A 14,576-nucleotide genomic window follows, 5' to 3' on the forward strand; every position below is an offset into this window, starting at 1 on the left:
CGGCCGGGGCGCGTTCCGTAGGCGCCCCGGCCGCGGTACCGCCCGTACGGCCCGCACCGATGGGCGGCGGGCCGGGCAAAACAAGCCTGTCTGGCCCGCACCGATGGGCGGCAGGCCGGGCAAAACAAGCCTGTCTGGCCCGCACCGATGGGCGGCAGGCCGGGCAAAATCAAGCCCGTCCGGCCTGCGCTGTTGGGTGGCGGGCCCGGCAAAAACAAGCCCGTCCGGCGATTGAGGACAACGCCCCCGGCGTTCACCGGTTCCAGGAATCACCCGCCACCCACCCCGATCCCGTACCCGCGCTCACCGGGGGTCCGCAAACGCCGGACGAGCTGGAACGGACCGCCGTGCCGACGTCGCCACGATGTGGGCGTCACCACGATGTGGGCGTCACCACGATGTGGGCGTCACCACGATGCGGGCGTCGCCACGATGCGGGCGTCGCCACCTGAGCGGGCCTCCGCGCATGGAGTGGCCGGTGAGACGTCAAGCGGCCGTCAAGGAACGCCGGTCCACCGCAAAGTGCACGTATGTGTCACGTCCACGCAGCACGCGCTTAACACGGGACCGGCACAGTGAAGGAGTGCGGCGATACGGACCTCCGGAGCGGCTCCCGGACTCCCACGGTCGCCCGGACGCGTTCGACCGGCCCTGACACGGTCCGCGTCCCGTGCGGGGACCGCCGTCGTCCCGACTCCGGCCACGGCCGGGGTACGGCGGTCCCCGCCACCTTTTGGCCGGACTTTTGGCCGGACGGGGCGCGGTCCCCGGGCGGCACGGCATGTTCCCGGCGCATGTTCCGCGCGCGGTCCGCTCCGGCGCACTTCCCGCTCCCGCGCGCGGCGCGCTCCGGGCACACTCTCCTTCCGGCCGAATGCTCTTCGTTCAAGGCTGGAACACCACCGCGCGTCGGCCCACGATGCCTTCATGGACACCAACACGACGATGGCGGGCCCCGTCCATCTCCGGCTCCCCGACGAGGAGCCGCGGCCGGAGGCGGGGTGTGAGGTGTGCGCGGCCCTCGCCGAGGAGCGCGCCGCGGCCCGTACGGCGGGCGATCTGGCGAAGGTGACCGACTGCAACGTGCGGATGCGACGCCATCCGCACGCGGCGGCGAAGGAGAGCTGAGGGGCCGAGGGGCTGAGGGGCCGACGGGCCGGGGAGGCGTCACGACCGGCCGGCGGGCAGCGAACCGCCGCGGCGGGGCAGCGGGCCGCCCTGCCCGGGCGGCGGGGCCCGCCCCGCTCACGGCCGGGGCGCATGCTCGCTCACCTCCGGAGTGCCCGGGCGCTCACCGCCGGCCGGTCGCGCGCGTACCGCCTGGCGCCCGCATACCGCCGGGGCCGGTGCTCACTTCCACTCGTCCCTGTCCCCGCCCCCGTCCCCGGAGCCCGTACGCCGCCAGGGGAGGACGTGGGACGCCTGGACCACGTTGACGCCGAGGATTCCCGCCCACGTCACCAGCAGGCCGACGAGGCCCTCGTTGCCCGCCGCTATCGCGGACAGCGGTATGGCCAGGACCAGCGAGAGTCCGGCGAAGCCGAACCGTTCGCCGAAGCCGCGCCCGCCCGCCGATGTCTTGGGCGGACGGTATGTGCCGCGGGCCACCTGCATCTGGCGTTCGGCGAGTTGCCGGCGCACGCGTTGGTCGACGGCCGTGTCAAGTTTATCCAAAAAGGACTCCACCAATTCGGATTCGTACTCCTCACCCAGCTCTTTACGGGTCTGGAGGGTCGCGTCGAGTTCTTTCTTCAGTTCCGGGTCGTGGGTCGCCATATTCGCGAGATTACGGAGTTCCGGCCCGGCGGTCAGTAGGGATAGCCCCCGGATCGTCGCCGTCCGCCCGGCCCCCGGTCGGGTCGGTCGGGTCGGTCGGGTCGTGGGGAACGGCGGCCGGTGTGGTGGCCGGGAGGCGGGCGGTGTCGCGGCGGGTGACGGCCCAGTACAGGACGGCGGGCACGGCCAGGCCGACGATCCAGGAGACGTCGGCGCCCCCGAGCGGGGCGACCAGGGGGCCCGTGTAGAAGTGCGTCGCGAGGAAGGGGAGTTGGGCCAGTACGCCGAGGACGTAGACGGCCAGGGTCCGGATGTTCCAGGCGCCGTAACGGCCGTGCGGGTCGCTGAGGGCCGGAATGTCGTACCGCTCTTTGGAGATCAGGTAGTAATCGACGAGATTGATCGCCGACCAGGGCGTGAAAAAGGTCAGCAGGAAGAGCAGGAAATCCTTGAACGCGCTCAGGAAACCGTCTTTCCCCAGCAGCGCCACGGCGGTACCCGCCACCATGATTCCGGCGATGTAGGCGGCCCGCCCGGCCGGTGACAGCGTGCGCCGCCCGCGGAAACCGCTGACGCTGGTGACCAGCGACATGAAGCCGCCGTAGGTGTTGAGGATGTTGATCGTCAGCTTGCCCAGGGCGATGACGAAGTAGAGGGCCGAACCGATCAGTCCGGCGCCGCCCAGGCCGACCACGTACGCCACCTCGTGCCCGACGAAGGCGGCCGGGGCGGCAGCGGCGGCGAGCGCGCCGAAGGCCATCGACCACTGCGCGCCGAGGACCGAACCGGACAGCGTCCACCAGAAGGTGGCCCGGGCGGAGGTGTGCCGCGGCAGATAACGGGAGTAGTCCGCGACGTACGGGCCGAACGCGAGCTGCCAGGACGCGGAGAGCGAGACCGCCAGCAGGAACACCGGCAGCGCGAAGGAGCGGTCGTGCAGCAGCGCCCCCAGGTCCGCGCGCTCCAGCAGCCGGACGCCGAGATAGACGAAGGCCAGGGCGCACACGGCGCTCGCGATCCGCCCCAGGAGGTGGATCAGGCGGTAGCCGATCGCCGCCGCGAGGGCCGTCACCGCCGCGAAGATCACGATCCCGGCGGTGTCCCCCAGGTGCGTCAGCTCGCCCACCGCCTGCCCCGCCAGCACGCTCCCGCTGGCGAAGAACCCGACGTACATGACGATGACGAGCAGCAGCGGCACGGCCGCGCCCCGCACCCCGAACTGGGCGCGCGAGGAGATCATCTGCGGCAGCCCGAGCCGCGGCCCCTGCGCGGAGTGCAGCGCCATCACCGCGCCCCCGAGCAGGTTGCCGATCAGCAGGCCGATCAGCGCCCAGAAGGCGCCCGCCCCGAAGACCACGGCCAGGGCGCCGGTGACGACGGCGGTGATCTGGAGGTTGGCGCCCAGCCAGAGTGTGAACTGGCTGAAGGCGGTGCCGTGCCGTTCGGAGTCCGGGACGACGTCGATCGAGCGCTGTTCCATGAGTGCCGCCATCCGGGGCCTTCTTCCGGTAGTGCCTGCGTGGTCCATTCGTGCCGGGGTGCGGGGGGCGCCGATGTGCCTGCCTTGTGGGCCGGGGCGGCGCGCGGGTCGGGCTCCAGAGGCGCGGGTTCCCGGCGGGCGCCGCCAGGTGCCGCGCACGGTTCGGCGGGGGTGGTGCCACTCCGTGTCGGCTGTATGAATTCATGCAGGATCGGGTCTGCGTGAATGGAAGGTCAATACCTTGGGGTAAAAAGAGGGGACGGAAGCCCGGGGCAGGGCCGTGACGACCGGGACGGCGTACGGCGGCGCGCCCGGCGGTTCCGTACAGTCGAGCGATCGCGGCGGCAGGCCAGCGGTCGGGATGTCCCGAAGGCCGGGGCGTACGGGCAGCCGGGAGGGCACAGGGAATGAACGGGGACAGCGGGGACACCACGGACGGCGTCCGGAGCGGCGACGCCGCCGGCCCGCCGCACGCCGTGGGGACGGTGGAGGGGGCGGGGCATGGCCCTTCGGCAGGTGCTTCCTCCGTCGACGGCCCTGACGCCGAGGTCGCCGGTGCGGGCTCCGCGCCCGGCATCGCCGCGCGGCTCCAGAAGCTCTTCGAGGGCCACCGGCTGACGCCCACCCAGCGCCGCATCGCGCACTGCATGGTGCGCCGGGCCGCCGACGCGCCGTTCCTCTCCAGCGTGGAACTGGCCGAGCTGGCAGGGGTGAGCCAACCGTCCGTGACGCGGTTCGCGGTGGCGCTCGGCTTCGACGGTTACCCCGGACTGCGCAAGCACCTGAGGGAGGTCACCCCCGCCCCGGCCGTGCCCGCCGAAGGCTCGTACAACGCCTACCAGCAGGCCGTACAGGCGGAGATCGACAACCTGCGGCACCTCGCCGCCGCGCTGGCCGACCCGGAACCGGTCGCGCGCGCCGGACGCCTCTTCGCCGCCTCCCGCCCGCTGCCGGTGCTCGGGCTGCGGGCCGCCTCCGCGCAGGCGGCCGGGTTCGCGTACTTCGCGCGGAAGGTGCACCCGGACGTCCGGGTGCTGGACGAGGGCGGCACGATGCTCGCCGACCGCATCGACGCGGCGGTGCGCGCGGGCGCGACCGCGCTGCTGTGCTTCGCGCTGCCGCGCCACCCGCGCGAGGTCGTGGACGCGCTGGAGTACGCCCGCGCGGCCGGGCTGACCGTTGTCACCGTCGCGGACAGCGCCTTCGCGCCCGTCGCCCGGCACACGGACCTGCTGCTGCCCGCCCCGGTCGGCACCGGCCTGGCCTTCGACACCGTGTGCGCGCCGATGCTGCTGGGGCGGGTGTTGCTGGAGGCGATGTGCGACGCGCTGCCGGACGCGCAGGCGCGGCTGGAGGAGTTCGACGTCCGGGCGGCGGAACGCGGGCTGTTCGTGGAGTGAGTGCGGGGGCGCGTCCTGGAGTCGATCAGAGCCCGTCCAGCGCGTCCCGGTGTGCGCCGCCGCTCTCGGCCGTCAGCTCCTCCAGCGTCTGCGGCGTACGGATCACCGCGAACCGTGGCGCGTCCCCGTCCCCCGGCGCGTAGCCGTACACCCCGGGCCTCGGCAGGGAGTTGTAGGCGTAGTGGGTCGAGAAGTAGTACGCGCCGGTGTCCAGCAGGGCGACGTGGTCCCCGGCCCGGAGGAGGGGAAGCGGGCGGTTCTCGGCGACCAGGTCGCCCGCGAAGCAGCACGGACCGGCCACGTCCTGCGCGACGGGCGCGCCGCTCCTCGGCCGTCCCCCCTCGTCGTACGCCGTCACGCGCAGCGGCCAGGCGGCCGGGACGTAGACGGTCCGCGCGGCCACCTGCGCGCCCGCGTGGGTCACGGCGATCGGGCGGCCCCCGGCGGTCTTGGCGTATTCGACGCGGGCCAGCACCGTCCCGTGCTTGGCCAGCAGCGACCGGCCGAACTCCGTGACCAGCCCGTAGCGGCCGGAGAACAGCCCGGGGACGGTGGCGCGCAGCAGCGCCGCGTACTCCCGGTAGGTCGGCGTGACCTCGTCCGACGAGAAATTGACGGGCAGGCCGCCGCCGATGTCCAGCGTGGTGACCTGGGGGCGCCCGGCCTTCTCGTTGATCTCCTCGGCGAGTTCGTACAGCGCCTGCGCGCCCTGCGCCATGACGGAGGTCGGCATGCCCTGGGACCCGACGTGGCCGTGCAACCGGTTCAGCCACGGCCGGTCGAGGAACGCCTGCACGACCCAGTCGCGGGCCCCCTCGTCGCGCAGCGCCACGCCGAACTTCGAGGTTCGGGTGGCGGTGCTCGTCGCGTCGATGTCACCCCCGCCGAGCTGGGCGTTCACGCGCAGGCCGAGGGGTGAGGCGGTGCCAACGGACGCGCCGACCAACGCGTCCACACGGGCCAGTTCCTCCCGGTTGTCGACATTGACGGCGATGCCGAGGGCGAGCGCCGTGCGCAGCTCGTCCGGCGTCTTGGCGGGGGAGTCCAGCACGATCCGCTCCGGCCCGACCCCGGCCGCCCGCGCCAGCGCCAGTTCGCCCGGGCTCGCCACCTCGCACCCCAGCCCCTCGCGCGCGAGCAGCCGCAGGACGGGGACGAGGGAGGCGGCCTTGACGGCGAAGGCGTGCAGGACGGGGGTTCCCGGGGGCAGCAATTCGCGGAACGCGGCGTGCAGTTCGGCTACGGTCCGGCGAATCCCGGCGACGTCCAGGAGACCGATGACGGGTGCGTCGGGAGTGATCAGCCCTTGCTCGACGGCTGCTCGCACGGCGCGGTCGCGGTCTCCGGCCGAACGGGCGGCCGTGAGGGAGGAGGGGGCGGGGGAGGGAGCGGTGGACGCGGCTGACTCGGCAGGCGTGGGGCTCATGCTTGCCACTTCACCATTTTGGGCGGCCGGTACGCCATGGTCGCGGAGGAAGGGTCGGGGGCGGGCCCGGGGCGCGCTCAGCCCGTCGCCCACTCCGCCCAGATCTCCTTGCCGCCGGTCGTACGCCGGCCGTTGATGATCACGTAGTGACCCCAGTTGTCGGCACACATGCGCAGGAACCACAGGCCACGGCCGTGTTCCGCGTCGAGGCGGTCCGGGATGCGACCGGGGATGGGGACGGGGAGCTTCGGGTTGTCGTCCCAGACGGCGAGGCGCAAGAGGTGCTTGGTGGCGGTGTGACTGAGGTGCACATCGACGGGTCCGGAGGAGTGCTGGAGGGAGTTCGTCGTCAGCTCCGAGACCAGCAGTTCGGCGTTGTCGGTGATCGTGGTCGTGATGCCGTGGCGGCCGAGCACGGTGCGGACGTGCGCGCGGGCGATGCCCGGCCCGAAGGGGCGGCGGGCGATGCGGAGGGCGTACTCCCAGTCGTCGGAGGGGTCGGACGGGGACGGGGCGGGAATCGCAAGGGCGTGACCGGTCATGGCTGGCTCCTCGGAGGGGTTGCGGCGGTCGTGGGATGCCGGAGAACTGCGCACGAGAGGCCGACGCGATTTTTCGTCTACGGCCCCACTCGCGCACTGACAGGGAGTACGTTGACCGTCGCTCACCGTAAGTGAGGTGAGTACAGTGCTGCTACGACGTCGGGCAACAAACTGCTCTTTCGAGGGACGGTGAGCCAGGCGTTGACGGGAGGAGAAGACGTGCCGCCGAGGTCAACGGCAACCGCACGACAACAGCGACTCGGCGCCGAATTGCGCAAGTTGCGAGAACGCGCGGGCCTGTCCACGCGGGAAGCGGGCCAGAAGCTGGGCGTTGATCCGGCAAGGATCAGCAATATCGAATCGGGGCGCTTCGGCGTGAGCGCCGACCGGGTGCGGACTTTCGCGCTGGGGTACGACTGCACGGACAGCGTGTTCGTGGACGCGCTGGCGGAGATGGTGTCGGCGCGCGGTCGGAACTGGTGGGACGACTACCAAGGCGTGCTGCCTTCCGTACTCCTCGACCTGGCCGAAATGGAGCATCACGCCACGTCCATTCGGACCGCCCAATTCACGCACCTGCCGGGGCTGCTCCAGACTGCCGACTACGCTCGGCTGATTTTCCAGCAGAACGTGCCCACGCTTCCTCAACCGATGGTCGAGCACCGGGTGTCGCATCGGCTCAAGCGGCAGGGGGTGTTGTTTCGGGACGCTCCGGTGCCGTTCGCCACGATCATTCACGAAGCCGCGCTGCGGATGCGGTTCGGCGACCCGAAACTCATGCGTGACCAGCTCGCCTACATCGTCGAAATGAGTGAACGCCCCATGGTGGACGTGCTGGTGCTGCCCTTCGCCGCCGGGGTGTTTCCGGGAGCCGGGCAAACCGTTGTCTTCGCCACCGGGCCCGTGCGGCAGCTTGACACCGTCCAGTTGGACACCGAGCACGGTGGCGAATTTCTCCACGCGGAGGCGCAATTGGTGAAGTACCGCACCATCCTTGAGCGGTTTCAGGCGCTGTGCCTGGATGAGGAGGAGTCTCGTGCATTCGTCCGGCAAGTTATCGCGAGCCTATGAAAGGTCATGGGATGCCTGGTACGGCATGGCAGAAATCGTCATACAGCAGCGAGGCCAGTAGTTGCCTGGAAATCGCCGCCGCCCATGACGGCCTGCTCTGCTTCCGCGAGTCCGACATCCCGGACGTCATTCTGGTGGCAAGACCCGACGTGCTGAAGGGCTTACTCGCCACCTTGAAGATCGACGCCGTGCTGCCCTGATTCGAGCTATGGCGCCACGAAAGCCGAGTCCCCGTAACGTCATCCGTGAACTGTGAAAGGTATCCGACATGTCCCCCCTGATCTGGCAGAAGTCATCCCACAGCAGTGAAGGCAACAACTGCCTCGAAGTGGCCACGGCCCAAGACGACCGCACGCGACTGCTGCGCGAGTCCGACGCCCCGGCCACCGTCCTGACGGCAGGCCCGGCCGCTCTGGCCGCCCTGCTCGCCGCCGTGAAAGCCGGGGGCCTGCACCCCCGGTGAGCGCGGGTACGGGCTCGTGGGGGTGTGGCTGTTTTGGGACCGGTAAACGCCGGGGGCGTTGTCCTCAATCGCCGGACGGGCTTGAAATGGCGGACCCGCCGCCCATCAGCCGGGCTGGACGGGACCACCCGCAACCCACCCTCCCCACCTGTTGACTGACTGTATTCACCAACCCCAGTATGTGAATACATCGATCCAGTCGACAGTCAGGGAGGCACGGCCCATGTCAGGACCGCGACCCGTGCGGGCGCCGCGCGGTACGGAGCTGAGCGCGCTGGGGTGGCAGCAGGAAGCCGCGTTGCGGATGCTGCAGAACAACCTGGACCCGGAGGTGGCCGAGCACCCGGACCAGCTCGTCGTCTACGGCGGGACCGGCAAGGCGGCCCGGGACTGGCGGTCGTTCGACGCGATGGTGCGGACGCTGACGACGCTGCGGCAGGACGAGACGATGCTCGTCCAGTCGGGGCGGCCGGTCGGCGTCATGCAGACGCACGAGTGGGCGCCGCGCGTCCTGATCGCCAACTCCAACCTCGTGGGGGACTGGGCGAACTGGGAGGAGTTCCGGCGGCTGGAGGCGCTGGGGCTGACCATGTACGGGCAGATGACGGCCGGTTCGTGGATCTACATCGGGACGCAGGGCATCCTCCAGGGCACGTACGAGACGTTCGCGGCCGTCGCCGCGAAGCGGTTCGGCGGCACGCTCGCCGGGACGATCACGCTGACCGCCGGGCTCGGCGGCATGGGCGGCGCCCAGCCGCTCGCCGTCACCATGAACGACGGCGTGGCGATCTGTATCGACTGCGACCCGCGCGCCATCGAGCGCCGCATCGAGCACCGTTACCTGGACGTGCGGGCGGACAGCCTGGAGCACGCCCTCCAGCTCGCCACCGAGGCCCGGGACCAGCGCAAGCCGCTGTCCATCGGGCTCCTCGGCAACGCGGCCGAGCTGCTGCCCCGGATGCTGGCCGAGGGCGCCCCGATCGACATCGTCACGGACCAGACCTCCGCCCACGACCCGCTGAGCTACCTGCCGCTCGGCGTGGACTTCGCCGACATGGCCGCGTACGCCGCCGAGAAGCCCGCCGACTTCACGGCCCGGGCCCGGGAGTCGATGGCCCGGCACGTGGAGGCGATGGTGGGCTTCATGGACGCCGGGGCCGAGGTGTTCGACTACGGCAACTCGATCCGGGGCGAGGCGAAGCTCGCCGGGTACGAGCGGGCCTTCGCCTTCCCCGGCTTCGTACCGGCCTACATCCGGCCGCTGTTCGCCGAGGGCAAGGGCCCGTTCCGCTGGGCGGCGCTGTCCGGCGACCCGAAGGACATCGCGGCGACCGACAAGGCGATCCTCGACCTCTTCCCGGAGAACGCCTCGCTGGCCCGCTGGATCAAGCTCGCCGGAGAGCGGGTGCACTTCCAGGGGCTGCCGGCCCGCATCTGCTGGCTCGGGTACGGCGAGCGCGACAAGGCGGGCGAGCGGTTCAACGAGATGGTCGCCGACGGCACGCTTCAGGCGCCGCTGGCCATCGGCCGCGACCACCTCGACTGCGGCTCGGTGGCCTCCCCGTACCGCGAGACCGAGGCGATGCGCGACGGCTCGGACGCCATCGCGGACTGGCCGCTGCTCAACGCCATGGTCAACGTCGCCTCCGGCGCGTCCTGGGTGTCCATCCACCACGGCGGCGGCGTCGGGATGGGCCGCTCCCTGCACGCGGGCCAGGTCACCGTCGCGGACGGCACGCCGCTGGCCGGCGAGAAGATCCGCCGGGTGCTGACGAACGACCCGGGCATGGGCGTCATCCGCCACGTCGACGCCGGGTACGAGCGGGCCGAGGAGGTGGCGGCCGAGCGCGGCGTGCGGGTGCCGATGCGCGAGGGGGAGCCGGGCACGGACGGCCGGACCGAGGGCGGGCACGCGTGAGCCGCTCGTTCCACGAGATGTGGGCGGAGCTGCGGCCGATCGGCCGCGCCGCCTGCTCCGGCGGATACCGCCGGTTCGCCTGGACGGGCGCGGACGCCGACTGCCGCGCGTGGTTCGAGGACCAGGCGCGCTCGCGCAACCTGGCGTACGAGGTGGACCGCAACGGCAACCAGTGGGCCTGGCTCGGGGCCACGTCGTACCAGGACGTGGCGCCTGGAGAGGCGGTCGTCACCGGCTCGCACCTGGACTCCGTGCCGGACGGCGGAGCCTTCGACGGCCCGCTCGGCGTCGTCTCCTCCTTCGCCGCGCTGGACGAGCTGCGCGAGCGGGGCGCGCGGCCCGGCAAGCCGCTGGCCGTCGTCAACTTCGGTGACGAGGAGGGCGCCCGCTTCGGCCTGGCCTGCGTCGGCTCCCGGCTCACCGCCGGGCACCTGACCCCCGAGCAGGCGCACGACCTGCGCGACGCGGACGGCGTGTCGCTGCCGCAGGCGATGGAGCGCGCCGGATACGACCCGGAGGCCATCGGGCCCGACCCGGACCGGCTGGCCCGCATCGGCGCGTTCGTCGAACTGCACGTCGAGCAGGGACGGGCGCTGGCGCTGACCGACGACCCGGTGGGCATCGCGTCCGCCATCTGGCCGCACGGCCGGTGGCGGTTCGACTTCCACGGACAGGCCAACCACGCGGGCACCACCCGTCTCGTGGACCGCCGCGACCCCATGCTCACGTACGCGGCGACGGTGCTCGCCGCCCGGGAGCGCGCGGCGGCGGCGGGCGCCCTGGCGACCTTCGGCAAGGTCGCCGTGGAGCCGAACGGCGTCAACGCCATCCCCTCCCTGGTGCGCGGCTGGCTGGACTCCCGCGCGCCCGACCAGGACACCCTGGACGCCGTGGTGACCGCGATCGAGGCGGCGGCGCGGGAGCGCGGCGGACACGACGGTGTGGAGGTCGTGCTCACCCGGGAGTCCTTCACCCCGGTGGTGGAGTTCGGGCATGCGCTGCGGAACGAGCTGGGCCGCATCCTGGCGGGCGGGGAGCCGGAGGACGGGCTCGTGGGCGCGCCGGAGGACGAGCTCGCGGGCGCGGCGTCCGGCGAGCGCCCGGGTGGCGGTGTGGTGCGGGGCGACCGGCGCGCCGTGCCCGTCCTGGGCACCGGCGCCGGACACGACGCGGGTATTTTGTCGGGAAGCGTCCCCACCGCGATGTTGTTCGTCCGCAACCCCACCGGCGTCTCGCACTCGCCCGCCGAAGCGGCCACCGAGGACGACTGCGTGGCCGGAGTGACCGCACTCGCCGACGTACTGGAGGGCCTGGCGTGCAGGTAACGCCGAAGGGAACGGCACAGCCCACGACACGGCCCGGCACCGCGCCCGGGGAGGCGGGGGCCACGCCGGACGGGGCGCCCGCACGGCCGGTCGCCGCCGTGCCGGATGACGTGCCGGATGACGTGGCGGGGCCGGTCGTGCACGCCGCGACCGATCCGAGCGCCGAGGGAAGCCCGGCCGGTGGCGACGGCCCGTCTGGTGGTGAAAGCCGGTCCGGTGGTGACAGGTCGTCCGGCGCCCCCGGAAAGTTCGTCCCCCGGCTCGCCTCCCGCCCGCGCGCGACGGTCGGCCCGGGCGAATCCGCCCGGCACCCCGCACCGCCGACCCCGGACCATGCGCGCCAGGACGCTCCGCCGCCCGGCCGCGAGCTGACGTACTGGCTGGAGCACGCCTGGCTCGACCCGGCCGTCGAACCGGGCGTGGTCGTCACCGTCGACCGGGACCGGGGCCGGATCACGGCCGTGCGGAAGGACGTGCCCGACCCGCCCCCCGGGGCCGTCGTGCTGCGCGGCCTGACCGTTCCCGGCCTGGCGAACGCCCACTCGCACGCCTTCCACCGCGCGCTGCGCGGCACCGTGCAGGTCGGCTCCGGCACCTTCTGGACGTGGCGCGAGCACATGTACCAGGTCTCGGCGGCGCTCACCCCGGAGTCGTACTACACGCTCGCGCGGGCCGTGTACGCCGAGATGGCGCTCGCCGGGATCACCTGCGTCGGGGAGTTCCACTACCTGCACCACGGCCCGGGCGGCACCCGCTACGACGACCCGAACGCGATGGGCCAGGCGCTGACCGAGGCCGCCGCCGACGCGGGCATCCGCATCACCCTCCTGGACACCGCCTACCTCTCCTCCGGCTTCGGCGCCCCGCCCAACCACCACCAGCTCCGCTTCTCCGACGGCACCGCGGACGCCTGGGCCGAGCGGGCGTCGGCCCTGAAGGAGAGCGGGCACGTCCGGATCGGCGCGGCCGTCCACTCCGTACGGGCCGTGCCCGCCGCCCAGTTGGGCACCGTGGCGGCCTGGGCCCGGGAGCGGCGGGCCCCGCTGCACGTCCACCTCTCGGAGCAGACCGCCGAGAACGACGCCTGCCTGGAAGCGCACGGCCGCACCCCGACCCAGCTCCTCGCCGACCACGGCGTGCTGGGCCGCCGCACGACCGCCGTGCACGCCACCCACCTCACGGACACCGACATCGGCCTCCTGGGCGGCTCCACCACCGGCGTGTGCATGTGCCCCACCACCGAACGCGACCTGGCGGACGGCATCGGGCCGGCGACCCAACTGGACGCGGCGGGAAGCCCCTTGTCGCTGGGCAGCGACAGCCACGCGGTGATCGACCTGCTCGAAGAGGCCCGCGCCATGGAACTCGACGAGCGGCTGCGCACCCGCACCCGCGGCCACTGGACGGCGGCGGCGCTGCTGCGCGCCGCGACCGCCGACGGACACGCGGCCCTGGGCTGGCCCGAAGCCGGGCGGCTGGAGACCGGCGCCCTCGCCGACTTCACCACCGTCGCCCTGGACTCGGTGCGCACCGCGGGGCCGCTGCCCCGGCTCGGCGTCGAGACCGCCGTCTTCGCGGGGACCAGCGCGGACATCCGGCACACCGTCGTGGCCGGCCGCCACGTCGTCCGGGACGGCGCGCACACCCTCGTCCCCGATGTCCCGGCCGCCCTCGGTGACGCCATCGCGGCGCTGCGTCCCTGACGGCACCCTGGCCGACGCGGCGCCCCGCACCCGTCGGCCCCGCGGCGAGCCCCGGCTCCGGGCGGCCGGGGCCCCGCCGCCCCGCGTCCGTCCCCATCCCAGAGGCGAGCCCCGCACCCGCAGCACACGCCATCCCCGAAGCGAGCCCCGGCGCCCGGCCGGGAATCCGCCCTCGTCCCCCTCCTCCCCGTCCCTGTTCCCGCTCCTGCCCCCGTCCTCGTCCCTGCTCCCGCCCCCATCCCCGGAGAACGCCGAGAACACCATGGCCACCACCCTCATCAGCAACATCAGCAGCCTGGTCACCAACGACCCCTCCCTCGGTGCGGGCCCCCTCGGTCTGATCCAGGACGCGGCCGTCGTCCTCGACGGCGACCGCGTCGCCTGGATCGGTACGAACAGCAAAGCACCGACCACTGACAGTCACGTCGACGCCGAGGGCCGGGCCGGGCTCCCCGGCTTCGTCGACTCCCATTCCCACCTCGTCTTCGCCGGTGACCGCACCGCGGAATTCGCCGCCCGGATGTCCGGCCGCGCGTACGAGGCGGGCGGCATCCGCACCACCGTCGCCGCCACCCGCGCCGCCACCGACGAGGAACTGCACGCCAACGTCGCCCGCTACACCGCCGAGGCGCTGCGGCAGGGCACGACCACCCTGGAGACCAAGTCCGGTTACGGGCTGACCGTCGAGGACGAGGCCCGCGCGCTGCGCGTCGCCGCCGCCCACACCGACGAGGTGACCTACCTCGGCGCGCACATCGTCTCCCCCGACTACGCCGACGACCCCGCCGCCTACGTGGACCTGGTCACCGGCCCCATGCTGGACGCCTGCGCGCCGCACGCCCGCTGGATCGACGTGTTCTGCGAGCGCGGCGCCTTCGACGGCGACCAGGCCCGTACGATCCTGGCCGCCGGCAAGGCCAGGGGCCTGCTGCCGCGCGTCCACGCCAACCAGCTCACCCACGGCCCCGGCGTCCAGCTGGCCGTCGAACTGGACGCGGCCTCCGCCGACCACTGCACCCACCTCACCGACGCGGACGTGGACGCCCTCGCCAACTCCGCGACGGTGGCCACCCTCCTGCCGGGCGCGGAGTTCTCCACCCGCGCGCAGTGGCCCGACGCCCGCCGTCTGCTGGACGCCGGGGTGACCGTCGCCCTGTCCACGGACTGCAACCCGGGCTCGTCCTTCACCAGCTCGATGTCCTTCTGCATCGCCCTCGCCGTACGGGACATGCGGATGACGCCCGACGAGGCCGTGTGGTCCGCGACCGCGGGCGGCGCGCGGGCGCTGCGCCGCACCGACGTCGGTCGGCTCACCCCTGGGGCCCGCGCCGACCTCGTCCTCCTGGACGCCCCCTCGCACGTCCACCTCGCCTACCGCCCGGGCGTCCCGTTGGTCAGCGCCGTGTGGCGGGCGGGCGTGCGCGTCTGAGGGACGCGGACGAAAACGGGGCAAGGCGCACCAGCCCGCGATA

13 protein-coding genes are annotated in these 14,576 nt (G+C 72.8%); 9 read left to right on the top strand and 4 right to left on the bottom strand.

Translation table 11 applies throughout. The features are described 5' to 3' along the window. The first annotated feature begins 927 nt into the window (after positions 1-927). Positions 928-1,128 carry a hypothetical protein gene (locus tag ABZX96_RS23790; protein WP_355547818.1) on the top strand — a complete coding sequence of 67 codons (201 nt, stop codon included), beginning with the start codon at positions 928-930 and terminating at the stop codon, positions 1,126-1,128. Between the two features lie 222 nt (positions 1,129-1,350). Here the strand turns inward: ABZX96_RS23790 and ABZX96_RS23795 are convergent, their stop codons facing one another. Continuing rightward, positions 1,351-1,776: a hypothetical protein gene (locus tag ABZX96_RS23795; RefSeq protein ID WP_355547821.1), complete on the bottom strand. Its 426-nt coding sequence runs from the start codon at positions 1,774-1,776 to the stop codon at positions 1,351-1,353. 10 nt (positions 1,777-1,786) lie between these two features. After that, a complete protein-coding gene (locus tag ABZX96_RS23800) occupies positions 1,787-3,268 on the bottom strand; it encodes a cytosine permease (protein ID WP_355547824.1) in 1,482 nt (493 codons plus the stop codon). A 395-nt stretch (positions 3,269-3,663) separates the two neighbouring features. Between ABZX96_RS23800 and ABZX96_RS23805 the strand changes: the two genes are divergently transcribed. After that, positions 3,664-4,656, top strand: coding sequence for a MurR/RpiR family transcriptional regulator (locus ABZX96_RS23805; protein WP_355547827.1), 993 nt, complete (start codon positions 3,664-3,666; stop codon positions 4,654-4,656). A 25-nt stretch (positions 4,657-4,681) separates the two neighbouring features. Here the strand turns inward: ABZX96_RS23805 and ABZX96_RS23810 are convergent, their stop codons facing one another. Further along, complete coding sequence (locus tag ABZX96_RS23810) at positions 4,682-6,082, bottom strand: diaminopimelate decarboxylase (protein WP_355547830.1); 1,401 nt, start codon at positions 6,080-6,082, stop codon at positions 4,682-4,684. Positions 6,083-6,159: 77 nt separating this feature from the next. Beyond that, on the bottom strand, positions 6,160-6,624 hold the full coding sequence (locus tag ABZX96_RS23815; RefSeq protein ID WP_355547833.1) for an ATP-binding protein: 465 nt from the start codon (positions 6,622-6,624) through the stop codon (positions 6,160-6,162). A 189-nt stretch (positions 6,625-6,813) separates the two neighbouring features. Here ABZX96_RS23815 and ABZX96_RS23820 point away from each other — a divergent pair, with 189 nt between their 5' ends. The 7 genes from ABZX96_RS23820 (at position 6,814) to hutI (ending at position 14,533) form a co-directional block, all read left to right on the top strand. Then, complete coding sequence (locus ABZX96_RS23820; protein WP_355547835.1) at positions 6,814-7,695, top strand: helix-turn-helix transcriptional regulator; 882 nt, start codon at positions 6,814-6,816, stop codon at positions 7,693-7,695. A gap of 11 nt (positions 7,696-7,706) precedes the next feature. Continuing rightward, the gene (locus tag ABZX96_RS23825; protein ID WP_355547838.1) at positions 7,707-7,895 is read left to right on the top strand and encodes a DUF397 domain-containing protein; all 189 of its coding nucleotides are present in this window, start codon (positions 7,707-7,709) and stop codon (positions 7,893-7,895) included. Between the two features lie 68 nt (positions 7,896-7,963). Continuing rightward, positions 7,964-8,158, top strand: a complete 195-nt coding sequence (locus ABZX96_RS23830) for a DUF397 domain-containing protein (RefSeq protein WP_355547841.1) — start codon at positions 7,964-7,966, stop codon at positions 8,156-8,158. A 223-nt stretch (positions 8,159-8,381) separates the two neighbouring features. Continuing rightward, on the top strand, positions 8,382-10,076 hold the full coding sequence (hutU, locus tag ABZX96_RS23835; RefSeq protein ID WP_355547844.1) for a urocanate hydratase: 1,695 nt from the start codon (positions 8,382-8,384) through the stop codon (positions 10,074-10,076). A 17-nt stretch (positions 10,077-10,093) separates the two neighbouring features. Further along, positions 10,094-11,401, top strand: a complete 1,308-nt coding sequence (locus tag ABZX96_RS23840) for an allantoate amidohydrolase (protein WP_355547995.1) — start codon at positions 10,094-10,096, stop codon at positions 11,399-11,401. Between the two features lie 368 nt (positions 11,402-11,769). After that, positions 11,770-13,104, top strand: coding sequence for a formimidoylglutamate deiminase (locus ABZX96_RS23845; RefSeq protein ID WP_355547998.1), 1,335 nt, complete (start codon positions 11,770-11,772; stop codon positions 13,102-13,104). Positions 13,105-13,366: 262 nt separating this feature from the next. Further along, positions 13,367-14,533, top strand: coding sequence for an imidazolonepropionase (hutI, locus tag ABZX96_RS23850; RefSeq protein WP_355547847.1), 1,167 nt, complete (start codon positions 13,367-13,369; stop codon positions 14,531-14,533). Positions 14,534-14,576: the final 43 nt, after the last annotated feature.

The organism is Streptomyces sp. NPDC003077, assembly GCF_040611095.1.
GTDB lineage: Bacteria > Actinomycetota > Actinomycetes > Streptomycetales > Streptomycetaceae > Streptomyces.